Here is a 23799-nt window from a genome sequence, read left to right as displayed (position 1 = left end):
GTTTACGGGGTGCTTTTTGTTACTTCTATACCTACATCGGTAATACCTTCTAGCCCAATTATACCAGAAACATTACCATTTTTACGCATCGCCTGTGATACCTCTATAGTATATACGCCAGAAGATGAAAAAACGATGTTTTCTTTATACCATAATTTATTTTCTTTGATGCTACCACTACCCTTACCAAGCCATGTGCCATCTGGTAACGACATCGCATATTCTAAAGTGTCTTTGGTTACTTCGCCTTCAGGTGTAGTCAAAGATGCAATAATAAATAAATTGCTATATGGGAAAGTATTGTCATTGCGAACATTGATAAAAATATCATGCGCCGCAATAGTATCCATTTTAGAAAGTGAAAATTCAAGAACATTATCTTTGTTCCAAACTCCATCTTCTAAGGTTCGGTACTCGGTTTTAATAATATTGCTGTCACAAGAAGCAAAGAACCCTAATGCTAAAAAACAAAAAAATATACTACGCATCCTTTTGATTTCTATTACGATTTCTGTTCTTGTTCTTATTTCGGTTGCGATTTTTGTTCTTATTCCTATTTTTATTATTGTTTCCGTCACCTTTTGGTCTATCAAAACGTGTAAGACTGTCTTGCCCTACTACATTTTCGAAAACTACTTTTTCTTCAACGGCAATTTCCATTGCATACATCTCCAAACTAGCTACTTTCTCTTTCTTTTTATTCTTCTCTAAGATTTCGTTTACCTGATCTTTAGAAAGCACATGCCAATTAGCAGGATCATCTCTATATGAAAACCAAAGCATTTCTTTAAAAATATCAGTTTTCTGGCAAAAAGCGAGTCCTTTTTCTGTAAACAATTTTGTGTCTTGAGCAGGAAAATCTTTAAGTGCGTCTACATAGACGTCTAGCTCATAATTTAAACAACACTTCAATTTACCACATTGACCTGCAAGCTTTTGCGGATTCAATGATAGTTGTTGGTAACGTGCTGCAGAAGTACTTACAGACCTAAAATCTGTTAACCATGTTGAGCAACATAACTCTCTACCACAAGAACCAATACCACCAAGCCTTTGTGCTTCTTGACGATACCCAATTTGACGCATCTCGATACGAATACCGAATGCCTTTGCCATGTCTTTTATCAACTGACGAAAATCTACACGTTCATCGGCTGTATAGTAAAAAGTAGCTTTAGAGCCATCGCCTTGAAACTCTACATCAGAAATCTTCATTTGAAGTTTTAAGATAATAGCGATTTCACGCGCTCTTTTTTTAATTTCTTCTTCTCTATCTCTACATTTTTGCCAAATATCTATGTCTTTCTGACTAGCTTTTCTGTAAACCTTTGGAGCTTCTTCTTCAGTAAAAGATACCTTCTTTCGCTTCATTTGCACACGTACTAGTTCACCAGTTAAGGTAACCATACCAATGTCATGACCAGATTGTGCTTGTGTGGCAACTATATCGCCTATGGAAAGTGAGAGATTCTCTGTATTTCTAAAAAATTCTTTTCTACTATTTTTAAATCTTACTTCAACAAAATCGAATGGTCGTTCCCCATTAGGGAGCGACATATTTGAAAGCCAGTCAAAGACTGTCAGTTTATTGCAACCATCTGTACCGCAAGTACCGTTATTCTTGCATCCCTTTGGTTGTCCATCCTTACCGGTAGAACAACTACTACAACTCATATTATATATATTGGTTTGGTCGAATTTTATAAAATTCACCAAAAAAGGTTCATAAAAAACTTATAGGTAAAGATACAGTTTTTTTAATGTGAAATAAAAGTGAAATTAGCGGAGTCGGTTTTAAATAGTGACTTTACCAATAACTCAAGCCTTTTTTTAAAACACAAAAAGACAGCGAAAAACGCTGCCTTTTTATAGTGTATCGTATTGTTTAATGACCTAAACCTTATGAAAACATAAAACTACTTTTTAAACTTCAGCACTTCTGACCGGCCTTTTTTAAATATCTTATTACTTACAACCTTACCTTTTCTCAATGCTTTTTGTTCTTCAAAAGGCAATTCATGAACTTCTTTACAAGTATCTGAACAGCAATTATTCATTTTTTCAGCACAAGACGGGCATTGTATAAATAATAAATGGCAAGCTTCATTAGCACAATTAACATGCTCATCGCAAGACTCGCCACATTGATGACAATTGGCAATAACGTCATCGCTTATACGCTCTCCCCTTCTGTGATCAAAAACAAAATTCTTACCCTTGAATTTATTTTCAAGATTGTTTTTCTCTACTTGTCGGGTGTATTCAATGATTCCACCTTCTAATTGAAATACTTGCTCAAAACCTTTGTGTTTGTAATAGGCACTCGCTTTTTCACAACGAATTCCGCCAGTACAGTACATTACCAGTTTCTTATCCTTTTTATGATCTGCTAAATCGCGTTCAATAATATCTAATGAATCTCTAAAAGTATCAACATCTGGTGTAACGGCATTTTTAAAGTGCCCTATTTCACTTTCATAATGGTTTCGCATATCTACCAAAACTGTATCTGGATCCTCAATAAGTTCATTGAATTGTTCTGCACCCACATGAATACCTTTATTGGTGACATCAAAAGAATTATCCTCCAATCCGTCTGCTACAATTTTCTTACGCACTTTCACTTTTAACTTTAAAAAGGAAAGGTTGTCTTGCTCAATGGCAATATTGAGTCGCACATTTTCTAGAAAAGAAATGCTATCTAAATGCTCTTTAAAAACATTGAAGTTTTCAGCCGGAACGGAAAGTTGGGCGTTTATACCCTCGTGAGCAACATAAATTCGCCCAAGAACGTCCATATCATTCCAGTTGATAAAAAGGTGGTTTCTAAAAATGTTGGTGTTACCAATGTGTGCATAGGTATAAAAAGAGATAGTAAGGCGTTCCTTACCCGCTTCTTCAATTAAAGCCGCTCTTTCTATTGCACTTAACGTATTGTACAGTTGCATGCTATACTAATAATTTAAGTCTGCCATTTGGCAGAAGGTTTATAGAAAAATTTTGAAGGACAAAAATAACTATAATATTGAAAATTGCACCTATTTTAATACCCTTTACCACTTTATAACATAAAAAAGAGCCTTGCTTCTAACAAGGCTCTTTATCGACTATTCCATTCTTTTCTTTTTCATAACATTCTTAAAAGAATAAAAAAAGGATATAGCCACCTATAATCGCCGACACTAAAAACAGCGATTTATAACCAATGAAGTAACTTCTATTTTATAAAAGATAGTAATTGCTTAAAATGGTTGCGTAATCGATTCAATATTATTCAAATCAAAAAAGATTTGGTAATTTAGCTTTCCAAAAAAATAGAAAATGAGTTCTGAAAAAGAAGCAAAATTAAAAGCATTAAAGTTGACCCTTGACAAAATGGATAAGACCTATGGTAAGGGCGCTGTAATGAAATTGGGAGATAGTGTTGTTGCAGATGTTGAAGTGATACCTTCTGGCTCATTAGGTTTAGATATTGCCTTAGGCGTAGGGGGTTACCCAAGGGGTCGTGTAATTGAAATTTACGGACCAGAATCTTCAGGTAAAACAACCTTGACTTTACATGCTATAGCAGAAGCGCAGAAAAATGGTGGTATTGCAGCATTTATTGATGCAGAGCATGCTTTTGACCGTTTTTACGCTCAAAAACTAGGTGTAGATATAGACAACTTAATCATCTCTCAACCAGATAATGGTGAGCAAGGCTTAGAGATTGCAGATAACTTAATACGTTCTGGAGCAATCGATATTGTAGTAATAGATTCAGTTGCGGCATTGACACCTAAAAGTGAAATTGAAGGCGAAATGGGAGATTCTAAAATGGGTCTTCACGCACGTTTAATGTCTCAGGCACTTAGAAAATTAACTGGTTCTATTAGCAAAACAAACTGTACCGTTATATTCATTAACCAATTACGTGAAAAAATTGGTGTAATGTTCGGTAACCCAGAAACTACTACTGGTGGTAACGCACTTAAATTTTATGCATCCGTTCGTTTAGACATTAGAAGATCTACACAAATAAAAGATACAGATGGTAATGTTCAAGGTAACAAGACCAGAGTTAAGGTTGTTAAGAATAAAGTAGCACCACCTTTCCGTACCACTGAATTTGATATTATGTATGGCGAAGGTATTTCTAAAGTTGGTGAGGTTATCGACTTAGGTGTTGAATATGAAATAATAAAAAAGAGTGGGTCATGGTTTAGCTATGGTGATACAAAATTAGGTCAAGGTCGTGATGCGGTTAAAAACCTACTTTTAGATAACCCTGAATTATTTGAAGAATTAGATGGCAAAATTAGAGAAGCCATTGCTGCTTTAAATGCTTAAATTTAGTTTTATTTAATTAAACATAAATGAGTTAACGCAACCATTGCACTTCATTCTCATCTTAAAACAAAACAGTTATATGATGAGAAATAAGTTGATGCTGTTGACCTTGGTCATAGCATTTATATGCAATGGTTGTTCTATTGATGATGATGACGCCAATTTCCATTTTACAGCATTGGAGATTGTCGATGCAGAAGTGCCAGAATCTTTTATTCTTAATGAGACTTATAAGATTTCTGTAAATTATTTAAAACCCGATAGTTGTACATACTATGAAGGTTTTGACGTTGTTAAAGATTCCCTGACCATAAGAAGTGTTGTTGCCATTGGCGCAGTAAGAACTGATATTGATGATTGTATGGAAGAATTAATTCAAGAAACGGCGTCCTTCAACTTCCAGGTAATATATACCGAGCCCTATACATTTAAATTTTACAAAGGCGATAATAGTGACGGAGAGGCAGAATATATGGAAATTGTCGTTCCAGTAAACAACCCTTAAAACAACCAACCATTTGTGAGTCTAGAAGAACTCATACATAATTGCAAAAAAGGAGATCGTAAAGCACAGGAGCTACTATATAGAGCCTATGCCACAACTCTCTATGGCATATGCCTAAAATATTCCAAATCTAAATCGCAGGCAGAAGACACCCTACATGATAGTTTTATGACCATTTATGATAAAATAGGTCAGTTTAAAAACAAAGGTTCTTTTGAAGGTTGGATGAAAAGAATTACCGTAAATACTGCGCTACAAAAATACAGAAAGCAAGAATATCTTAATGTAGTAACAGATAATACAGAAGAAGAAGTTACCGTAGATAACGTTTATGATGACATCAGCTTGCAAACGTTGTTAAGCTACATTCAAGAATTACCTAATAAATACCGCGCTACATTCAATTTATATGTAATGGACGGCTACACGCATAAAGAAATTAGTGAATTGTTAGGCACTACCATTGGTACCTCAAAATCTAATCTTGCTAGGGCACGCGCATTATTAAAAGAAAAAATAGAAACTAAGATCACGCAATCAATTGTAAGTATCTTAATTATAATATCAACACACTTTTTATAATCCTCGTGATTATAGACAGAAACAGTACTAGATGCAGAAGAAGAATATAGACGAATTTTTCCGAGATAAACTTTCGGACTTCAAGCAAACACCAAACAATAAAGTTTGGCGTGCGATTGATGCGTCATTGGACAAAAGGAAAAAGAGAAGGGTCATACCATTTTGGTGGTCGTTTGGAGGTATTGCTGCCGCTATAATGATTGGTTTATTTGTATTTAATCCGTTTACACAAGAACACACTAACAATAAAATTCTGGTGGACACTGAAAATGAATCAGAAGTAATTAATGATATTGAACCAACTACCAAAACTGGGATTTTTATTGACTCTATAGACACTACTGCTAATGCTGTAGTTGAACAAAATATAGTTAGTGACAGCGAAGCGAACAGTGCTAAAAATAACGCACTGAACAATCAGGAAGAATCTAATAAGATTGTAGCGCCAAAGACTAAAAATAGTTACAACAAGAATATTGAACCTGAGAATAATCCTATAGCTGAAAACAATAAAAATGTTTCAGAGAAAAGTAATTCTACTAACGAGGCTTTACTTGCTGAACATATCCCTTTAAAAGCAGTTGATACTTATAATTCAGAAAACGTATCAAATAAAACGTTGAGCACAGAAGAATCAATAATAACCACAAACAAGGATTCTAAGTCCCATTTAGACTTTAGCCCTAAAGAATTAGAGAGAACAATCGCTGAAAATAGTACTATTGAAGAAGTTCCCGAAGAACTTGAATCGAACAAGAAATCAATTTTTGAGGAAATAGAAGACCAAGAAGAGCTGAAAAAGAAAAAACTAGCTAGTAATAGATGGTCTGCAGGACCAAATGTTGCTCCCGTATATTTTAATGCCATTGGCGAAGGCTCTCCTGTAAATTCCATTTTTAGTCCTAATGCAAAATCAGGAAACGTAAACATGAGTTACGGAGTCTCTGTAGCATACGCAGTTACCAAAAAGTTGACGATACGTTCGGGAATCAATAAAGTTGATTACGGGTATGATACGGAAGACGTATCTTTTTCATCCTCCTCAATTCTTGCTTCTAACACTGGTCAATTAAGTACTATTGACTATGCAGAGACCTCTAACACATTAACGATTTCGAGTAAAATAGTTACATCAGACAAATTTAGCACCATGAGCTCAGCGTTAGATGTTACTGCAAAAAGTCCATCAAGAGATGGCTACATGTCGCAACAGTTCGGTTATCTTGAATTACCTGTTGAATTAAATTACGCGCTTATAGATAAAAAATTCGGCGTTAACCTTATTGGTGGTGTTAGTTCTTTATTTTTAATTGACAATGCAGTATCCTTGACTTCTGGTGAACTGACCACTGAAATAGGAGAGGCTAATAATATTAACGACCTAAATTTTAGCGCCAACATGGGGCTAGGTCTTAATTACAATTTTTCACAAAAGGTGCGGTTTAACTTTGAGCCTATTTTTAAATACCAACTGAATACCTTTTCTGATGTAAACGGTACTTTTAGACCTTATTCTGTTGGGGTTTACAGTGGACTAACCTTTAAGTTCTAAACCAAACTAGTTACAATAAATATGCAGGTCTAACTATTCTTAACCAAATCATTAAGTATCGTTTCCCTAACGCTTGTTCTTAGCTCTGCCGTATCTTCTGGTCGTATTGAATGTGTTTCAACAAATGAATGTACTCTAGCCCTGCACTTACCTGGTCCTCCACTTAAAAATGTAAAAGAGAATCGTTTTTTATTATCATAAAAAGTCATGGGTACTACTGGTATTTTATGAGCAATAGCCATTTTAAAAGCACCATCTTTAAATTTATCTAATAATATATGTTCTTCGGGCACACCACCTTCAGGAAAAATACAGATACTCAAACCCTGCTGCAGTCTTCTTTGCGCCCGTCTATATACACCAGTTCTACTTTGTGTATTGTCTCTATCTACCATTATACATACACGTTTATAGAAAAATCCAAATAAAGGAATTTTAACCAATTCTTTCTTGCCAACAAATACAAAAGGGTTTCTACTAACCACAAGCATCAGCATAATATCTAACATACTTGTATGGTTCGCCACCAACATATAACTCTTCTTTTTAACCAATCGTTGGTCATATTTCACTCTAGGAAAGCAAAACATACCATACAGTATAAATCTTGCCCATAGGTTTCTTGCCATCCAGAAAAACTGAGGATACCAAGCCTCCCTTGAGGCAAAAAGGACAAGAAATGGGAAAAAGAGTAGAATAGGAATGGCCACTAGAATATAAAACCAAATACGGTATATCGTTTGACCGGTTTGTTTAACCAATTTAAGCATAAATCAAAAGTAGTTATTTAGGATAGTTTTTTTGTATTTGTTTTACCTTTGCTTTCTTATAATAAAGAAAATGGCAAGAATTTTAACAGGCATACAAAGTACAGGGACTCCGCATTTAGGAAATATTTTAGGAGCGATTAAGCCAGCAATAGAAATGGCAAATAATCCGGCTAACGAATCTTTTCTTTTTATTGCAGACATGCATTCATTAACACAGATTAAAAATGGCGCAGAATTACGTCATAATACCTATGCTGTTGCTGCAACTTGGCTTGCCTTTGGATTGGATATTGAAAATACCGTTTTTTATAGACAAAGCGATGTACCGCAAACGGCAGAACTAGCTTGGTATTTAAGCTGTTTTTTTCCGTACCAACGTTTAACGCTTGCGCATTCTTTTAAAGATAAAGCTGATAGGTTAGAGGATGTAAATGCCGGACTCTTCAGCTACCCGATGTTAATGGCTGCAGATATTCTATTGTATGATGCCAACATTGTACCTGTAGGCAAAGATCAAATGCAACATATAGAAATGACACGCGATGTTGCTTCTCGTTTTCATGCACAGTTAGGTGAAACTTTTATTTTACCAGAAGGAAAGGTTCAAGAAGAAACCATGTACATACCAGGTACAGATGGTGCAAAAATGAGTAAGAGCAAGGGTAATTTAATCAGTCTTTTTCAGACGGATAAAAAATTACGTAAGCAGATTATGGGAATACAAACGGATAGCACTCCAATGGAAGAATCAAAAGATCCTACTAATGATAATGTATTCGCTTTATATAAAATTCTAGCTAGCCAGCCTCAAATTGAAGAAATGAGCGCCAACTACCTAGCCGGGAATTATGGGTATGGTCATGCCAAACAAGCGCTTTATGAAGTAATTGTAAATAAGTTTGAAGAGCCTCGTGAGAAGTTTGAATACTACATGAATAACCTAAACGAGATAGATGATGCTTTGGCTCTAGGTGCAGAAAAAGCAAGAAAAGTAGCTGACGGAGTACTAGGAAGAGTTCGTGAAAAGCTGGGTTATTAATTTCTAGCCTTTAAATACCACAAATATCAAAAACCGACCAGGTGGTCGGTTTTTTGTTTTAATTTATACTGAGTTCGTGGCAAATTTTCCGATATGAAAAGGCATTTTACCGATAAAGCGATTATTTATATCATTTTGTACTTTGAATATTGAAATTACAAACCAAATGGTTTGTAAAATTTTTAAATAGCCTCAAACAATTTACCTGGCAAAGGTCGTATTACACCTTTCATTTCCATAGTCAACAAGGTAGAAGACGTTCTATAAATAGGCAGTTTACAATCTAAGGCGATACTGTCCAAAATCTGCTTCCCGTTATTCTGTAAATAGGTGTAAATACTTTGTTCAACCTCATCTAATTCAATAAAAAGCTGTCTTTGAATGGTCTTATTTTGTTTTTCTGCTATATCCCAATCTAACAAATAAATTAAATCTGCCGCCGATGTCATTACATGAGCCTTTTGTTGCTTGATCAAGTTATTACAGCCCAGACTGTACTTATCCGTAGTTCTACCAGGTACAGCAAAAACATCTCTGTTATAACTATTCGCAATATCAGCGGTTACTAAACTCCCGCCTTTTTCAGCAGATTCAACAACAACCGTAGCTTCACTTACACCAGCAATAATTCGGTTTCGTTTCAAAAAATTTTCGCGTTCCGGATTACTAGTACTCCAGAATTCGGTGTAGAAGCCGCCATTCTTTAAAACATCAGCTTGATACTTAGCATGCACTTTTGGGTAAATTTGGTTTAATCCGTGTGCTAAGCATCCTACGGTTTGCAAACCATGTTTTATAGCTTCACGCTGAATGCAAATATCTACTCCGTACGCAAAACCACTAATTATAACTGGGTTCAACGGAGCTATTTCTTCAATAAACTGTTCACAAAAAGCAGTACCGTAGCTCGTAATATTACGAGTGCCAACAACACTAATCAATTTACGATCCTGCAAATCAATATTTCCTTTCTGAAATAAAAGAATAGGCCCGTCTATACAATGTTTTAAATATTTAGGATAATCTTCATCTAGAAAGTAGGTACAACTGATATCGTTTTTGAGTACATAGTTATATTCTGCCTCTGCAGCTTCTAAATGCTCTAAGTCAAATAAATGTCTGATTGTATGGGTACCGATACCATCAATTTTTAAAAGATTTTGCTTTTTATCTTCGAAAATTGCGGATGGATTCCCACAATGTGAAATTAATTTCTTCGAGAGGATATCTCCGATATTTGGAACATGTTGTAACCGAAGTATTGCAACAAGTTCATCAGCAGTATGTTGTGTAGTTTTCATTTCTTGTTCACAAATAAGCGAAAAAAATATGTTAATAAAAAGTTACCGAAGGTGTTTTTATACCTCATTATTTTCTTCATATTTGTGATCCGATGGTTTTAGAACACTATATAAGCGATTTACTTTATAGGTACAACTGTGTTGTTGTTCCTGGATTTGGAGCATTCCTTACCCAAAAAAATTCTGCCAAAATAAACGTGGTTACCAATACGTTTAGTGCACCAAATAAATCTATTGTTTTCAATAGACAACTCATCTCTAATGATGGGCTTTTGGTTTCTTATGTATCAAGTGCAGAGAAGGTTTCTTATGAAACAGCATTGGTTGAAATTGAAAAACAAGTGAAAATATGGCAAGAAGTTTTGATTCAAGAAACTTCTTTAAACCTTAAGAATATAGGTTCTTTAGCAAGAAACCAGGAAGATAAAATATTGTTTCAGCCTGCTAATGAAACAAACTATTTAACCTCTTCATTCGGTCTTTCTAATTTTAACTCTATACCAGTAACTAGAGAAGTTCTAAAAGAAGAGATTGTAGAAATAGAAGAAAAAATACCGTTCGTTATTAGTCCTGAACGTAGAGAAACTAAAGGTTTTAGACCTTATTTAAAATATGCTGCTATTCTAATGTTAGCATTTTCTACAGGCATAACCGGTTATCGTGCATACCAACAAAAAAATACAAACGAGCAAGTTGCAAGACAAGATGCTGAAGAATTTGTAAACAAACAAATACAAGAAGCGACCTTCTTTGACTTATCGCCATTAGAATTACCAACGGTTACCGTTGAAGCTACTACAACTTCAACAGCAAAACCAGTCATCAACAAAGATGAGGCAACACACTTTATTGTTGCCGGTGCTTTTAGGGTTAGAGGTAATGCCGATAGAAAAATTGAACAGCTTAAAGCAAACGGATTTAATGCCGGCTATTATGGCACGAATGCTTACGGACTTCACATGGTAACATTTGATAGTTACACCAATGCAAACGATGCTTTAAAAGCATTGCGTGAAATTAAACGTACGCAGTCTAAAGATGCTTGGTTATTAACCGAAAAATAAACCTACACACATTTTATTAGTACCCTTGATGCCCGTATCTTTGCGCAAAATTTCTAATTAATGGAAGCAAAGACTCCTGCTGCATCTCGTACTACAATGACCGATTTGGTTCTCCCAAGTGAGACCAACGCACTTCAAAATTTATTTGGGGGCGAACTATTGGCCCGTATGGACCGCGCAGCTAGTATTGCTGCCGGTAGACATAGCCGCAGAATTACCGTAACCGCATCTGTAAACCACGTGGCTTTCAACTTAGCAATTCCGCTAGGTAGTGTAGTTACTGTCGAAGCAGCTGTTTCTAGAGCCTATAACACCTCTATGGAAGTCTATATAGATGTTTGGATAGAAGACCGCTACAGCGGCAAGAGCACTAAGGCAAATGAAGCTATCTATACCTTTGTTGCCGTTGATGAAACAGGTACACCAACTGAAGTTCCTGAACTAACGCCTGAGACTGCATTAGAAATTAGTCGTTTTGAAGGTGCATTACGTAGAAAACAGTTAAGTCTTGTATTGGCAGGTAAAATGAAGCCTGATGACGCTACCGAACTTAAAGCATTGTTTACGAAGTAAATGGCTCTGTTTTATTTTTATAATTTCGTAAGTTAGTACAGTTTTTGTTTGTTGTAATTGACAAAGAAAGTTTTAAATTAGTGTATTCACTCAATTTATATTTTCACTTTAAGTTGAATTATGCAAAGTCCAATTTCTCGTACAAACTAATAAAAACAAAATTATAATGAAAGACGGGATTATAAACTGGAATCTTGACCCCGAAATCTTTACGTTATTCAACACTTTCCCTATTAGGTACTATAGTCTCTCTTGGGCTCTAGGCTGCGCTCTTTGTTTTTTAATTGTCAAGCAGATTTATCGAAAAGAGAATATCCCTCTTGAAAATTTAGAACAACTGACAATGTATATAATTGTAGGAGCATTTTTGGGAGCGCGTCTTGGGCATTGCTTTTTCTATGAGCCACAATACTACTTTCAAAATCCACTTGAAATTTTATTGCCAAGTTGGAGAGTCATTCGAATTTACCGGATTTCAAGGACTTGCAAGCCATGGTGGATTAATAGGAATCGTAACAGCAATACTCTTATATGCCAGAAAAAGTAAAACAAATGTTTTTTGGATAATGGACAGAGTAGCCCTTGGCACCTCTGTTACTGCTGCTTGTATTCGAATCGGAAACTTTATGAACTCAGAAGTATACGGTAAGCCTACAAATGGAAACTGGGGCGTAATTTTCGAAAGAGACGACCTCATTCCAAGACATCCCACGCAACTATATGAAGCAGCAGCATACTTGCTGATTTTTGTCACGCTTTTGTTCATCTATAAATCCAATAAAATAAAAAGACAAAATGGGCTTATGGTTGGTGCGCTTTTTATTTTAATGTTTTTTGCTCGATTTATCATTGAATTTGTCAAAGAGAATCAAGTTGAATTTGAAGATTCTCTATCTTTAAATATGGGTCAAATTCTGAGTATTCCACTTATTATTTTAGGAATAGCTATTATTTTCTTCAGTAAAAAATCAAAAAATATTTATTCTTAATAATATTTTGATTAAACGAGTAAAGTGAACAATTTTATAAAAAAGTTACACTTATAGTTTATAGTTTTTTTGAGCTAAACTACGCCAAACGTTGAAAATATTATAATCCATGAAAAAATACATAGGATTCATTTTAGTCCTTTTCACTTTACTTTCCTGTAAAAACACAAATAAAAAGAAACAGGAAACGCTAATAAAAACCGAATATCAAGAAATAACCAATAAAGACTACGAGCTAATTAAACCTACAGAGAATGCAAAAAAGGTTTTAGTTCTTTTTCCTGGATTCCCTCATAACGCAGGAGACACAAAAAGAGAGTTTACAATTCTGACGTACGCAAAAGAAAATAAGATCGCAGTTATTTACATGAACTACAATCAAAAATTGTGGCTTGAAGAAAATGAAAAGATTGCTCTGGCAGAGCAACTACAAAGCATATTAAAAGAAAACAAATTGCCTTCAAATGATGTTTATATCGGCGGATATTCAAGTGGCGGAAATGTTTCTTTATTGATTGGTTCATTTCTAAGTCAAAATAATCACTTTAAACTAGTGCCCAAAGGAGTTTTTATTATAGACTCACCTATTGACTTGGTTGCACTTTATAAGAGTTCCAAAAAGAATCTAAAACGAAATTTTTCTAAGGTATCCATTACAGAAAGCACCTGGATAATTAAAAATTTTGAAAATCAATTAGGAAATCTAGAAGATGAATACTTAAAATATCAGAGACTTGCTTCCTATACGTCTGAAACAAGTAACATCGATAACCTAAAAGGCTTGAAAAATACCAAAATTCGACTTTATACAGAACCAGACACACTTTGGTGGAAAAAGAATAGAATGGCTGATTATGACCAATTGAACAGTTACTACATAAAAAGCCTTTCTGAAGACCTAAGAAAATTAGGGTTTAAACGAGTAGAATATATCTCAACAGAGAATATGGGATATCGAGCTAACGGAGAAAGACATCCGCATAGTTGGTCTATAATTGACAAAAAAGAAATCATCAACTGGATAATGGAATAGATTCTCACTATACATTACTAAACCACCTCTCTGTACAAATCTTTTTCTAATTCAGACTGTTCTAAATCAACTTCAAAAGAAAGGTCCATTTCAATTTTGTTTACATTATTCCAAATATAAAGTGCAGCCAGACCAATGCTTCCTATTATGAAAAAGGAGATGGAATATGCAATTAGTCCACCGTAGGCTAAAGTCAAGCATATAGCTAAGAAAGCAACAAATACCACAATTGGCTTTAGAGACCAGTTTAAATTAAAACTTGGTGATTTAGCATTCTTCTCTAATTTATTTTGAGTAGACTCTGAATTTAAAGTGATTGTGTTGCTCATAATAGTTCCTTTTTACTAATTAATACAGTAAAATTCGGAAAAATTAATCAACCAACACTCACATAATAACATGAAAATCAATATGATAACTTAGAATTAAAGAAATCATATTATTTAAATAACAGAAAAATAGTATTGATAAAATTAGCTGCTAAAAATTGAAGTTATCGGGATCAGGACCTGAACGTTCTCCTGTTTCCAAGCCATCTAGAAAAGTAATATCAGCATCAGACAGCTCAAAATCAAAAATATCAGCATTAGATGCAATACGTTTTGCATGAACAGACTTTGGGATAGCAACAACACCTTTTTGAAGGTTGTAGCGTAAAATAATCTGTGCAACACTCTTATTATACTTACTGGCTAAATCTGCACAAATATCCAACTCAAAAACCTTACCCTGCATAAAAGGAGACCAAGACTCGTATTGAATTCCGTTCGAAGTACAAAAATCGATTAGTTCTTGCTGCACCAAGTACGGATGAAACTCCATTTGGTTGACCATAGGTACCACGGTACATTCGCTCATCAGATCTTCTAAGTGATGTTTTAGAAAATTACTAACTCCTATAGCCCTAATTTTCTTTTGAGCATACAGATGCTCTAAAGCTCTCCAAGTATCTTTGTACTTATCTGCAACTGGCCAATGAATAAGGTATAAATCTAGGTAGTCGACACCCAAACGTTTTAAACTCGCATCAAAAGCTTTTAGTGTTTCATCATATCCTTGGTCAGCATTCCAAACTTTGGTCACCAAAAATATTTCACTTCTATCTATTCCGCTTTCGCGTATACCTTGCCCTACACCTTCTTCATTTTTATAGGCTGCCGCAGTATCAATATGTCGATACCCTAATTGAAGCGCACTCTTTACCGCATCTACAACTTCTTGGTCATTATCTGATTGATAGGTTCCCAAACCTAAGTACGGCATCTTTACCCCGTTACGTAATTCAAAGCTTCCTTTAATATCTGATATAGTGTGTTGTTGACTCATGATTATAAAGTTTTAAAGACGATACACCCAATCTTCTGGGTTAAGACGAGAGGTATCTTGGTATAGGTAGAATTTTAATCGGGTTTGACCATTGTTCTTATTGGTGTAAACAACACCAAGCTCTTCTTTACTAGTTACTTTATCCCCTTTTTTTACATATAGCTCAGAAAGGTTGTAATAAGTACTAATAAAATTACCATGTTTAATCTGAACACCTTTATTACCACCTGGTACAGCCAAAATAGCAATTACCTCACCTTCAAAAATGGCACGTGCTTTAGAACCCTCATCAGTTGCAATGATTACACCATTGCTTTGGTGTTTAATTCCTGGATAAACAGGATCAGCATAGACTCCGAATCCTTGACTTTTAATTCCCTTTTCAACTGGCCAAATCAATTTACCTTTATTTGCAGAAAAGTTATTTGCAATAACCGTAGCTTCGGGAGTTAACACAAATTTGCTTGAATTTTTGGTAGTACTTCCCGTTTTTTTATTGGATGCCGCAATAGCACTTCTAATCAGCTTTTCAATTTGCTGATCTATTTTTCTAGATTCCTTCTTCTTCTTATCAATAGCACTAGTATACTTACTCTCGTTTTTACGAATAGTACCTAATAATGCTTTTTGAGTCTGTATTTCAGCAAATAATTGATTTTTTGCTTTTTTGTTTTGAGCCAACAAAACCTCTTTAACTTTACGCTCTTCGTTCAAATCTGAATTTAACCGTGAAAGCTCTTCTGTTTTAGCTAATATTTGAGCTCCTTGCTCTTTTCTATAGTCAGTATATTGCTTCATATACTGAAGTCTTTTAAATGCCTGAAAAAAGCTTTCTGACGACAACAAAAACATTAATCTATTTTGTTTTGATTTGTTCTGATATGACTTCTGTATCATTTTAGCATACTCGTCCTTTACTTCTTGCAGTTCGTTCTTTAATTTACCTATATTTCTAATATTGGTATTGATCTGCCTGTTCAACAAGTTAGATTGTTGATTGGTAACTCGAATTAATTGTTGACGTACAGTAATCTTTTTATCCAATGCTTCCATCTGATCCAGAACATTCCCTTTTTCCTTTTTCTCGGCAAAAAGTAATCTGTTGATATCCCGTATTTCAGTCTGCAGTTGCTCACGTTTTTCCTCTAAAGCTTTTTGCTCACTGGTTTGCGCAAAGGCGGATACCGCAGTGAACAGCACTAAAAGAAAAAGACCATATTTTAATTTGAATAACATCTGCTTACAACTCTATTTCATTAAACCCTTTTGGTATTGAATATGGAAAGTTAACTTTTCCGTTCAATTCTAAATTTTTAAACTCCAGGTCAATCGTATTCATCTTATCCTTACTTATAGCCTTTACCATAATCTCATTGGGCAAAACTTCTTTATCTATACTTTGATAATTTTTATAGGTAATTTCTAACAAACGTTTGTCTGCAGGTTGGGATAATTGCTGCAAAGCCATTTTAAAATTTTTAGGCTCTATTTGAAACAAGGTTTTGTACAAAGTACCTTGCTGCTTTGGAGTAAGCCTATAATTATCTTCAGATATACCAATATCATATTTCTCATCTCTTAAATCTACTATTGCCTGACCGGTTAGTAAATTTTGTAGAATAGAAAAATCTACCTCGGTCCCAAGCAAATCACTTAAATATGAAAAATCACCATCAAAATATTCGTTTTGTAATTTGTTATAAAACGACACTCTATTTGGCGTGATGTATGCCTTTACAATACCTAATGGAGCACTCATCCAAATGGCTTTGTCTTTTTCCATTCGTAAGCTAACCGAAACACCTTGAGAAGATTCGCCATCGGAATAATTAATTTTAACCCTACCCGCTAAGGTCTTAAATCCAGCTTCGTTTTGGTAATGTGCTTTTATCACCGATTTAGACGACAATTTTGCATCTACTGTACCACCAGAAATCACCTTTGTACTTTTACAAGACGCCATAAAAACTACCGCGACCAATAGTAAAACATATTTTATCTTCATTATATTCAAAAACTTCGTCATTTAAAATCCTGATTTAATTTTACTAAGGTACATATTTGCTTTAGACGTATTATTTGTCGCCGTATATGCATTTACCAATTCTTTATAAATAACATTTTCTAAGTTAGCATCATCAACTATGTAGTCTAATGCCGTCTCTAGAATTTCAATAGCATCTTTATATTTCAGCGCTTTATTTAAAGATGCTCCGTTGGCATAATAGAAATAAGGCTGAGAAGGGAAACGTTCCATTGCCTCTTCGGTTGTTATAAGTAAAATATCATTGTCAGAACCACCAGTAAGCAAGGTTTCAATTTTTGACTTATACCCTTCTAAACCGTTTAAATCTTCAGTAGTTTCTGTTCTCTCTACATTTGCTACAGGTACTACTAATTTTTCTTGTTTAGCAATTGAGTCGTTAATTTTCTGCTCTAAGTACTTTTGTTTTTTTGACGTTTTAATTCCTTTTAAAACAGACTTTGCAGTAACGTAATCTGCGTTTAAAAAATAGATTTCTGCCAAATTACCTCTTAGTTCAAAGTTGTTCCAAGGTAATTCTGCTTTCACCTCTTCTAGTACAGATTTTCTAGCATCAACGACATTAACGAGAGTTTCAGCATACCAGTAATTTTCCGGTTCTCCGTTCAATGCTTCTAAGGCATATTCTTGAGCGAGTATAAATTGCTTATCATACAAATGAAACTTAGCAAGTTCAAAAGTAACTACCGTATTTTGTGGTTGTAGACGTTTACATTCTAAAAAGTAGGTAATGGCACGGTCATAATTTCTTATTCCCATTTGTTTTAATCCCTCGAAAAAATTCTCTTGAAAAGTATCAGAATATTCTTCTAGAAATACTTCAGCACTTTGTTCTACTTCTAATTCTTGATTTTCTTGTGCATAAGACTGCAAGGGCGTATTACAAACACCCACAAGCAAGCCCAAAAAAATCAACTTCTTCATATCTAAAATTTAGAAACTACTTTACGCCGGTACTACCAAATCCACCTTCGCCTCTTTCGGTTTCAGACAGATTATCGACAAGATTCCACTCAGCACGTTCATGCTTAGCAATGACCATTTGAGCAATACGCTCACCGTTTTCAACAACAAAATCTTCACTACCCAGATTTATCAATATCACTCCGACTTCTCCTCTATAATCAGCATCTATCGTGCCAGGGGCATTAAGTACGGTTACTCCTTTTTTAGCGGCGAGACCGCTTCTAGGTCTTACCTGCGCTTCTATACCTACAGGCAACTCCATGAAAAGACCAGTTGGTATAATGGCTCTCCCTAAAGGTTGTAAAGTAACAGCTTCGGTAAGGTTAGCTCTTAAGTCCATACCTGCAGAAGCATTTGTCTCGTAATGCGGTAAGTCGTGATTCGACTTATTTATGATTTTTATGTTCATCTATTTAAATATAATTTTTTTAGATTCTGAAACTCCAATTTATACACCAAGCCTAAAAATAATAGTAATAGCGGTATACCGACGAAAAGATTTCTATCAAAAATGTAAAATGATATTGCAGAAAACAAGATGGATACTACTAAATAAAAGATAATTTTTCTAAAGTTATATGGAATAGGATAATACATACGCCCGAAATAAAACGAAAGCAACATCATGGTGCCATAGGCTAATAAAGTTGCTACCGCTGATGCCATATATCCAAAATACGGAATGAAAATTAGATTGACAATTATAGTCAAAACAGCACCGATCATTGAAATATAAGCTCCGAATTTTGTACGGTCTGTAACTTTATACCAAACCGAAAGATTGTGATAGATACCAAGAAAGAAACTTGCTAATACAATTAAGGGAACAATTGGCATTGCATCCCAATATGCTTCATTTAACACTAAAAATCGCTTTAAAACATCTGCAAAGACAGCAACTGTAAGCAATATTACACTACCCATAACAACGAAGTAATTCGTTATTTGTGCATACGCCTTTTGTGGATGCTTAGTGTCTGAGTGGCTAAAGAAAAATGGCTCAATCCCCATACGAAAGGCCGTAGCAAATAGCGTCATAAAAAGCGCCAATTTATAACATGCAGAATATTTACCCATTTCACTTTTTGCAATATCTACAGGCAACAATTCAGAAAGTAAATACCTATCAAATACCTCATTGATAGTAAATGCTATGCCGGCAACCATAACTGGCATCGCATAACGAACCATTCTTTTCCAAAGATCTTTATCGAATACATAAGGTCTACGAATGTAAACCCTAATCATTAACAATAAAGTAACTCCGCTTGCAAACAGATTTGCAATCAAGATATATGGAATTTCGTAATCAGGCTTATAAAAAGATACTAGAAACCCTTCTGAAGTACCTTCTGCCATCTTAGGTAACAGAATCAAGAAAAATAAAGTAAGACCTAAGTTAAGCGATACGTTAAGTATTTTGACTATTGCGTAACGCATTGGTTTTTCATTTGCTCTAAGCCATGCAAAAGGTATAATTGCCAAGGCATCTAGTGCTAAAATTCCTAACACATAATTCATGAAAGGCAAATCAATATTTAAAGCTAGGGATAATTTTTCCTTAAAAAAGACTCCAATTAGAACCAATAAGGCTGTAGACCCCATAATGGACAATAATGATGTACTAACGACTTTTTTCCTATTTTCAGACTCCTTGTAAAAACGGAAAAAGGCGGTTTCCATTCCGTAGGCCAAAAAAACATTGAAAATGGCAAACCAAGAAAAAATAAGAGTTACCTCTCCATACTTCCCTGGTGCCATTACATCTGTATAAATGGGCACAAGTAAAAACGAAATCATCCTAGGCAAGACAGTTGCCAAGCCATAGATTGCTGTTTGTTTAAAAAGTTTTTTGAGCGGATTCAAGCACTATACATTCAGGCGATAAAAGTACCTATTAAAAGCCTAGTTACAAAGTTAGTTTTTGGGTGCGCCCTTATAAATTAATGGTTGCTTTTGTTTTATGCCATTTACTTTAGCATATTTCATTTCTCCATTTTCATTATAACTTATAACAGCTTCATCTGTATTTAATTTTAAATCTAATGTTTCAGATGATTCAGGATTGTTGTTAGGTATTCTAACTACAATCATCTTTTGATTATCTACCATATTCACCAATGCCTTTACCTGCTTACCACGAAAATAAACTTCATTTAATTCGATATCAGAATTTTCAAGTAATGAAACCGGAATACGTAATTCAGTCCCAGAGCCACTTTCTTCTCGACCGCCAGCATACTGCTGACATGTAGCATTACCAATCTCAAACGGAGTTTCTACTTGTAGTTTTTTCTGCGAGGTGCAACTGGTTAAACAAAGACAGAAAAGTAAAAAGTAACTAAGTACGTATTTCATTAGACCCATATTATTCTTATAAAGATAATAAGTAATATGGGTTTAATAAGTCATTTAACATGGCTATCACAAATTAATGGCTTAGTCCTCCAATTGTAATTGTTTCAATTTTAAGAGTTCACTCTTTGCTTGTTTGTATAAAAACACAGAGAAGACCATTAAAAATACTACTGATGAGCATTGAATATAGGTATAAAATCCGTTTGATAAAGTAGCCTTAAATAAGGGTAATAAAATTATAAACCCAACGGTATAAATTCCAACAGCCAAAGGTGTAACTACGTAATGTGTATATTTTCTAAAACTATAGTAACTGGTTAAATCGCTACGAAAAGTATTTGATTCTTTACTGAAATTAATAGTTCTTAACTTCTTTAAGCTATATAACTCAACAGCTATTCTAACCACTAAACTACAGATCATTAAACCGATGCCAAGCATGAATGTAGCACTCTTATATCCAGAAACATATAGTAGAAACGCAACCAGAATGACAATCGTGATGGTTAATACTATATTTCCTGTTCTTTGTTTTTGCTCTATGAATTTTACACTTTTTAAAAGCGATTGAAATCCGTCTTCGGTGGCAGAAATTGTAGTTTGGTTCTGCCATTTATTCTGTAAATCTTCAAAATTATTCATTATGGACACATTTTGTAAGTTGTTGTTTTATTCTATGTATTCTAGTACGGATGGCTTCATGCTTGATTCCCATTATCTCAGAAATCTCTAGCTGTGGCAATCCTTCTAGCTCCAATAAGATTATAGCTTTATTAGTACTACTTAATTTATTGATGCATTTGTAAAGCTGAACCAACATATCTTCTTTTTCTGTAGCGTTGTCAACAGAATCGCTTACCTGAAGATTATCAATTTGCAGGTTTTTATCCTTTTTACGTTCTCGTCTTATTTCAGCCAGGCATGTATTTACACAAATTCGGTAGATCCAAGTTGAAAGTCCGCTTTCATTTCTAAATCCTTCTAAATTCTGCCAAACCTTAATAAAAGTTTCTTGAGCCAGATCTTTGGCAAGAGACTCGTTACCTACCGTATACCCCATGCACAATCGCATAACTTTAGGGTAGTTTTCCTCATAGATCTGCTGATATGTAATTTCTTTAGACCCCATTAGTCGTTCAACGCATTTTTAAGATTCTCTATAAACCATTGTGGCTGGTCATACATGATAAAGTGAGATGACCCATTAGCAAACTCAATGGTATATTCTTTAAGCGCTTTATATTGTAGGTCATAAGTGGATTTCGCCATTTCTAAACCATAAGGTTCTGTAGCGGCCAGAATAGTAACCGGTGAATTTATCTTAGCCAAATCTTCACGTAAATCTAACTTTAATAAATCGGTATACCCATAGACATAAGTCTCTCGATCCGCCTGAATCATCCAATTTTTAATTATTTCTTGATTCGATTTTTCTTTAGTCATACTATTAGCCATTTGCTGCGCCATAGCTTCAAAATCAGAGTCGCTCATAACTAATAGTTGTTTATTATATGGCGAATCATACACCATGTACTCACTTTTAAAATCGGGCATCATTAAAGCACCTGTTGATGGTAAAGCATCAACAATTATCAGTTCTTTAAATGAATTGCCATCTGCTGCCATCCACAATGCCAAAGCACCACCTAAACTATGACCTAGCAAAACAGGATTCTCTAATTTATTTTGTGAAACATATTCCAAAATACCTTCTTTTACTTTTGGTAACCATGGTTTTTCAATAGCGGGTACATCTCCAAAGCCAGCAAAAGTAAATACATGGCATTCGTAATTCTTTGATAATTCGTTTACGGTCGCATTCCAAACTTCACCAGTACAGGTAAATCCAGGGAATAAGAGTATTGGATCTCCTTCGCCAGTAACTTTTACTTCAAAAGAGTTGTATTGTGCAGTACTAGAAAAGGCAGTAAATAGAAGTAGTCCGAATAGTAATTTTTTAATTCTTTTCATCATAAAAGTTTTTGTTTGTTTGCCCTTTAGATTCAAAAACTAAAAAATGTTACATCCTAAATTGAAAAAAGATATTATTCTGGCTCTACATCCATTCTTTTTATAGCCGTAGATGCTAAAATAAAAGCCGCTAAGAGAAATACTGCCGCCAGAGCATATGGTGCTCCAGGAAAGTAAATTGATGCCTCAGGACGTATAAAATAATAAAACACGGGCGCAAAGATGAATTGCCCAAGTATAGCAGTAATACTAACTAGACCGGTAATTGATCCTTGTAAAATTCCCTGTTCCTTTTCAGATACTTGGTTTGAAATTACGCCTTGCACAGTAGGACCCGCAATACCGCCTAAGGCATACGGAATTAAGAACGCATATAGCATCCACGGTTCTTTGGCGAAAGAAAATAAGAACATACCAACTGTCCAAAGCAGAAATCCGAATGTAATTACCTTTCGTTTTCCAAACTTCTTTACAATCTTACCTACTAAAAACCCTTGTACGATTGCAACTAATAAGCCTACAACCATTAGCGACAATCCTATTTGTTTCGGAGTCCAATCATATCGCTCAATACCATAATAAGACCACGTTGAAGGTAATGCCTGGCCGGCAAGATTTGCCAAGAAGAAAGCAGATATCAATAACAAGATGCCTTTATAATTTCGCAATGCAAACAAAGAAACTCCCGGAATCATTTTTGAAAAATTAATCTGTCTTCTATTCTCTAGAGCTAAAGATTCTGGAACAAAGAAATACCCAAAAAGGAAGTTGGCAAATGTTAAGCCTGCAGCTATGTAAAATGGAAGTCGAATATTGATCTCCCCGAAAAAACCACCAATACCAGGACCGATAATAAATCCCATTCCGAATGCAGCACCTATTAATCCGAAGTTCTTCGCCTTATTTTCTTTGGTACTTACATCTGCGATATAGGCCGAGGCAACAGTAAAACTGGCACCAGTTATTCCCGCTAAGAAACGACCTAGAAATAACCAGGTAATTGTCGGTGCCCAAGCATGTATTAAATAATCTATACTTAAACCCAAAAGCGCTAGAAGTAGAATTGGTCTTCTACCAAATCGATCTGATATTTCACCTAACACGGGTGAAAACAAAAACTGCATACCAGCAAATGCCGTGGTCAGCCACATACCATAGATAATTGCCATGTGATTACCCTCACCCGTTAATTCCATTATCAATTCGGGAATAATAGGTAGAATAATACCGATACCTATTACATCAACAAGAATAGTAATAAAAATAAAAAGTAAGGCGGTTTTATTGGATTTCATGGTCAAAGCAAAAGTCGGACAAAAAAAAGTAATCTTAAAGATATAAAACCAAAAACCCCACTTTTAGGTGGGGTTTTCAATTCAATATATTTTCAAGCTTTG

26 protein-coding genes and 1 pseudogene are annotated in these 23799 nt (G+C 34.8%); 10 read left to right on the top strand and 17 right to left on the bottom strand.

What is annotated here, in order from left to right; all coding sequences use genetic code 11:
• Positions 1-2 precede the first annotated feature (2 nt).
• The 3 genes from Q0871_RS04765 to Q0871_RS04755 all read right to left on the bottom strand — a co-directional run bounded on the left by Q0871_RS04765 (position 3) and on the right by Q0871_RS04755 (position 2948).
• Positions 3-488 carry a gliding motility lipoprotein GldH gene (locus Q0871_RS04765; RefSeq protein WP_299318626.1) on the bottom strand — a complete coding sequence of 162 codons (486 nt, stop codon included), beginning with the start codon at positions 486-488 and terminating at the stop codon, positions 3-5.
• Entirely contained in the window at positions 481-1674 is a 1194-nt protein-coding gene (locus tag Q0871_RS04760) for a regulatory iron-sulfur-containing complex subunit RicT (RefSeq protein WP_299318622.1), read from the bottom strand. The genes Q0871_RS04765 and Q0871_RS04760 overlap by 8 nt, the downstream gene beginning before the upstream one ends.
• A 242-nt stretch (positions 1675-1916) precedes the next feature.
• Positions 1917-2948, bottom strand: coding sequence for a rhodanese-related sulfurtransferase (locus tag Q0871_RS04755; RefSeq protein WP_299318619.1), 1032 nt, complete (start codon positions 2946-2948; stop codon positions 1917-1919).
• Positions 2949-3321: 373 nt separating this feature from the next.
• Between Q0871_RS04755 and recA the strand changes: the two genes are divergently transcribed.
• The 4 genes from recA (at position 3322) to Q0871_RS04735 (ending at position 6968) form a co-directional block, all read left to right on the top strand.
• A complete protein-coding gene (recA, locus tag Q0871_RS04750; RefSeq protein WP_299318616.1) occupies positions 3322-4329 on the top strand; it encodes a recombinase RecA in 1008 nt (335 codons plus the stop codon).
• A 79-nt stretch (positions 4330-4408) separates the two neighbouring features.
• Positions 4409-4834, top strand: a complete 426-nt coding sequence (locus Q0871_RS04745) for a hypothetical protein (RefSeq protein ID WP_299318613.1) — start codon at positions 4409-4411, stop codon at positions 4832-4834.
• A 15-nt stretch (positions 4835-4849) separates the two neighbouring features.
• Positions 4850-5416: an RNA polymerase sigma factor gene (locus tag Q0871_RS04740; RefSeq protein WP_133685886.1), complete on the top strand. Its 567-nt coding sequence runs from the start codon at positions 4850-4852 to the stop codon at positions 5414-5416.
• A gap of 31 nt (positions 5417-5447) precedes the next feature.
• The gene (locus Q0871_RS04735) at positions 5448-6968 is read left to right on the top strand and encodes an outer membrane beta-barrel protein (RefSeq protein ID WP_299318606.1); all 1521 of its coding nucleotides are present in this window, start codon (positions 5448-5450) and stop codon (positions 6966-6968) included.
• Positions 6969-6997: 29 nt separating this feature from the next.
• Here the strand turns inward: Q0871_RS04735 and Q0871_RS04730 are convergent, their stop codons facing one another.
• Positions 6998-7738, bottom strand: coding sequence for a 1-acyl-sn-glycerol-3-phosphate acyltransferase (locus Q0871_RS04730; protein WP_299318602.1), 741 nt, complete (start codon positions 7736-7738; stop codon positions 6998-7000).
• A gap of 70 nt (positions 7739-7808) precedes the next feature.
• On the opposite strand from Q0871_RS04730, the gene trpS reads away from it, so the two are divergent.
• The gene (trpS, locus tag Q0871_RS04725; RefSeq protein ID WP_299318599.1) at positions 7809-8777 is read left to right on the top strand and encodes a tryptophan--tRNA ligase; all 969 of its coding nucleotides are present in this window, start codon (positions 7809-7811) and stop codon (positions 8775-8777) included.
• 182 nt (positions 8778-8959) lie between these two features.
• Here trpS and dprA read toward each other — a convergent pair whose 3' ends face one another.
• Positions 8960-10078, bottom strand: coding sequence for a DNA-processing protein DprA (dprA, locus tag Q0871_RS04720; RefSeq protein ID WP_299318596.1), 1119 nt, complete (start codon positions 10076-10078; stop codon positions 8960-8962).
• Positions 10079-10170: 92 nt separating this feature from the next.
• Between dprA and Q0871_RS04715 the strand changes: the two genes are divergently transcribed.
• The 5 genes and pseudogenes from Q0871_RS04715 (at position 10171) to Q0871_RS04700 (ending at position 13737) form a co-directional block, all read left to right on the top strand.
• On the top strand, positions 10171-11142 hold the full coding sequence (locus tag Q0871_RS04715) for an SPOR domain-containing protein (RefSeq protein ID WP_299318591.1): 972 nt from the start codon (positions 10171-10173) through the stop codon (positions 11140-11142).
• Positions 11143-11202: 60 nt separating this feature from the next.
• Positions 11203-11715 carry an acyl-CoA thioesterase gene (locus tag Q0871_RS04710; RefSeq protein WP_299318587.1) on the top strand — a complete coding sequence of 171 codons (513 nt, stop codon included), beginning with the start codon at positions 11203-11205 and terminating at the stop codon, positions 11713-11715.
• Between the two features lie 166 nt (positions 11716-11881).
• Positions 11882-12094: pseudogene (locus tag Q0871_RS18725) on the top strand (prolipoprotein diacylglyceryl transferase family protein); the annotation flags it as partial.
• Between the two features lie 19 nt (positions 12095-12113).
• Entirely contained in the window at positions 12114-12704 is a 591-nt protein-coding gene (locus Q0871_RS04705; protein WP_367275129.1) for a prolipoprotein diacylglyceryl transferase, read from the top strand.
• 109 nt (positions 12705-12813) lie between these two features.
• Entirely contained in the window at positions 12814-13737 is a 924-nt protein-coding gene (locus Q0871_RS04700) for a hypothetical protein (RefSeq protein ID WP_299318582.1), read from the top strand.
• Between the two features lie 17 nt (positions 13738-13754).
• Here the strand turns inward: Q0871_RS04700 and Q0871_RS04695 are convergent, their stop codons facing one another.
• From Q0871_RS04695 to Q0871_RS04640, 12 genes are all read right to left on the bottom strand, one after another.
• Positions 13755-14066: a hypothetical protein gene (locus tag Q0871_RS04695; protein ID WP_299318577.1), complete on the bottom strand. Its 312-nt coding sequence runs from the start codon at positions 14064-14066 to the stop codon at positions 13755-13757.
• Positions 14067-14217: 151 nt separating this feature from the next.
• Positions 14218-15063, bottom strand: coding sequence for an aldo/keto reductase (locus tag Q0871_RS04690; protein WP_299318573.1), 846 nt, complete (start codon positions 15061-15063; stop codon positions 14218-14220).
• A 12-nt stretch (positions 15064-15075) separates the two neighbouring features.
• Entirely contained in the window at positions 15076-16299 is a 1224-nt protein-coding gene (locus Q0871_RS04685) for a peptidoglycan DD-metalloendopeptidase family protein (protein WP_299318569.1), read from the bottom strand.
• Between the two features lie 4 nt (positions 16300-16303).
• Positions 16304-17089 (bottom strand): DUF4292 domain-containing protein, encoded by a 786-nt coding sequence (locus tag Q0871_RS04680; RefSeq protein ID WP_299318566.1) that lies wholly within the window; start codon positions 17087-17089, stop codon positions 16304-16306.
• Complete coding sequence (locus Q0871_RS04675; RefSeq protein WP_299318563.1) at positions 17090-18031, bottom strand: hypothetical protein; 942 nt, start codon at positions 18029-18031, stop codon at positions 17090-17092.
• A gap of 16 nt (positions 18032-18047) precedes the next feature.
• Entirely contained in the window at positions 18048-18482 is a 435-nt protein-coding gene (gene dut, locus Q0871_RS04670) for a dUTP diphosphatase (protein WP_299318559.1), read from the bottom strand.
• The gene (locus Q0871_RS04665; protein ID WP_299318554.1) at positions 18479-19939 is read right to left on the bottom strand and encodes an oligosaccharide flippase family protein; all 1461 of its coding nucleotides are present in this window, start codon (positions 19937-19939) and stop codon (positions 18479-18481) included. The genes dut and Q0871_RS04665 overlap by 4 nt, the downstream gene beginning before the upstream one ends.
• 51 nt (positions 19940-19990) lie before the next feature.
• A complete protein-coding gene (locus Q0871_RS04660) occupies positions 19991-20431 on the bottom strand; it encodes a hypothetical protein (RefSeq protein WP_299318549.1) in 441 nt (146 codons plus the stop codon).
• An 81-nt stretch (positions 20432-20512) separates the two neighbouring features.
• Positions 20513-21073 (bottom strand): hypothetical protein, encoded by a 561-nt coding sequence (locus Q0871_RS04655; RefSeq protein WP_299318547.1) that lies wholly within the window; start codon positions 21071-21073, stop codon positions 20513-20515.
• Positions 21066-21560: an RNA polymerase sigma factor gene (locus Q0871_RS04650; RefSeq protein ID WP_299318544.1), complete on the bottom strand. Its 495-nt coding sequence runs from the start codon at positions 21558-21560 to the stop codon at positions 21066-21068. Before Q0871_RS04650 ends, Q0871_RS04655 begins: the two co-directional genes overlap by 8 nt.
• Entirely contained in the window at positions 21560-22402 is an 843-nt protein-coding gene (locus tag Q0871_RS04645; protein ID WP_299318538.1) for an alpha/beta hydrolase, read from the bottom strand. The genes Q0871_RS04650 and Q0871_RS04645 overlap by 1 nt, the downstream gene beginning before the upstream one ends.
• Before the next feature lie 74 nt (positions 22403-22476).
• Entirely contained in the window at positions 22477-23697 is a 1221-nt protein-coding gene (locus tag Q0871_RS04640) for a TCR/Tet family MFS transporter (protein ID WP_299318534.1), read from the bottom strand.
• Positions 23698-23799: the final 102 nt, after the last annotated feature.

Source organism: uncultured Maribacter sp. (assembly GCF_947500985.1).
GTDB lineage: Bacteria > Bacteroidota > Bacteroidia > Flavobacteriales > Flavobacteriaceae > Maribacter.
The sequence above is the reverse complement of the archived record's forward strand: the minus strand, read 5'-3'. Positions and strand labels throughout refer to the sequence as shown.

Excerpts from the sequence above, each read along its gene's own strand:
- Q0871_RS04765 (WP_299318626.1), bottom strand. The coding sequence starts at position 488 with ATGCGTAGTATATTTTTTTGTTTTTTAGCATTAGGGTTCTTTGCTTCT.
- Q0871_RS04760 (WP_299318622.1), bottom strand. The coding sequence starts at position 1,674 with ATGAGTTGTAGTAGTTGTTCTACCGGTAAGGATGGACAACCAAAGGGA.
- Q0871_RS04755 (WP_299318619.1), bottom strand. The coding sequence starts at position 2,948 with ATGCAACTGTACAATACGTTAAGTGCAATAGAAAGAGCGGCTTTAATT.
- recA (WP_299318616.1), top strand. The coding sequence starts at position 3,322 with ATGAGTTCTGAAAAAGAAGCAAAATTAAAAGCATTAAAGTTGACCCTT.
- Q0871_RS04745 (WP_299318613.1), top strand. The coding sequence starts at position 4,409 with ATGATGAGAAATAAGTTGATGCTGTTGACCTTGGTCATAGCATTTATA.
- Q0871_RS04735 (WP_299318606.1), top strand. The coding sequence starts at position 5,448 with ATGCAGAAGAAGAATATAGACGAATTTTTCCGAGATAAACTTTCGGAC.
- Q0871_RS04730 (WP_299318602.1), bottom strand. The coding sequence starts at position 7,738 with ATGCTTAAATTGGTTAAACAAACCGGTCAAACGATATACCGTATTTGG.
- trpS (WP_299318599.1), top strand. The coding sequence starts at position 7,809 with ATGGCAAGAATTTTAACAGGCATACAAAGTACAGGGACTCCGCATTTA.
- dprA (WP_299318596.1), bottom strand. The coding sequence starts at position 10,078 with ATGAAAACTACACAACATACTGCTGATGAACTTGTTGCAATACTTCGG.
- Q0871_RS04715 (WP_299318591.1), top strand. The coding sequence starts at position 10,171 with ATGGTTTTAGAACACTATATAAGCGATTTACTTTATAGGTACAACTGT.
- Q0871_RS04710 (WP_299318587.1), top strand. The coding sequence starts at position 11,203 with ATGGAAGCAAAGACTCCTGCTGCATCTCGTACTACAATGACCGATTTG.
- Q0871_RS04705 (WP_367275129.1), top strand. The coding sequence starts at position 12,114 with ATGAGCCACAATACTACTTTCAAAATCCACTTGAAATTTTATTGCCAA.
- Q0871_RS04700 (WP_299318582.1), top strand. The coding sequence starts at position 12,814 with ATGAAAAAATACATAGGATTCATTTTAGTCCTTTTCACTTTACTTTCC.
- Q0871_RS04695 (WP_299318577.1), bottom strand. The coding sequence starts at position 14,066 with ATGAGCAACACAATCACTTTAAATTCAGAGTCTACTCAAAATAAATTA.
- Q0871_RS04690 (WP_299318573.1), bottom strand. The coding sequence starts at position 15,063 with ATGAGTCAACAACACACTATATCAGATATTAAAGGAAGCTTTGAATTA.
- Q0871_RS04685 (WP_299318569.1), bottom strand. The coding sequence starts at position 16,299 with ATGTTATTCAAATTAAAATATGGTCTTTTTCTTTTAGTGCTGTTCACT.
- Q0871_RS04680 (WP_299318566.1), bottom strand. The coding sequence starts at position 17,089 with ATGACGAAGTTTTTGAATATAATGAAGATAAAATATGTTTTACTATTG.
- Q0871_RS04675 (WP_299318563.1), bottom strand. The coding sequence starts at position 18,031 with ATGAAGAAGTTGATTTTTTTGGGCTTGCTTGTGGGTGTTTGTAATACG.
- dut (WP_299318559.1), bottom strand. The coding sequence starts at position 18,482 with ATGAACATAAAAATCATAAATAAGTCGAATCACGACTTACCGCATTAC.
- Q0871_RS04660 (WP_299318549.1), bottom strand. The coding sequence starts at position 20,431 with ATGAAATACGTACTTAGTTACTTTTTACTTTTCTGTCTTTGTTTAACC.
- Q0871_RS04655 (WP_299318547.1), bottom strand. The coding sequence starts at position 21,073 with ATGAATAATTTTGAAGATTTACAGAATAAATGGCAGAACCAAACTACA.
- Q0871_RS04650 (WP_299318544.1), bottom strand. The coding sequence starts at position 21,560 with ATGGGGTCTAAAGAAATTACATATCAGCAGATCTATGAGGAAAACTAC.
- Q0871_RS04645 (WP_299318538.1), bottom strand. The coding sequence starts at position 22,402 with ATGAAAAGAATTAAAAAATTACTATTCGGACTACTTCTATTTACTGCC.
- Q0871_RS04640 (WP_299318534.1), bottom strand. The coding sequence starts at position 23,697 with ATGAAATCCAATAAAACCGCCTTACTTTTTATTTTTATTACTATTCTT.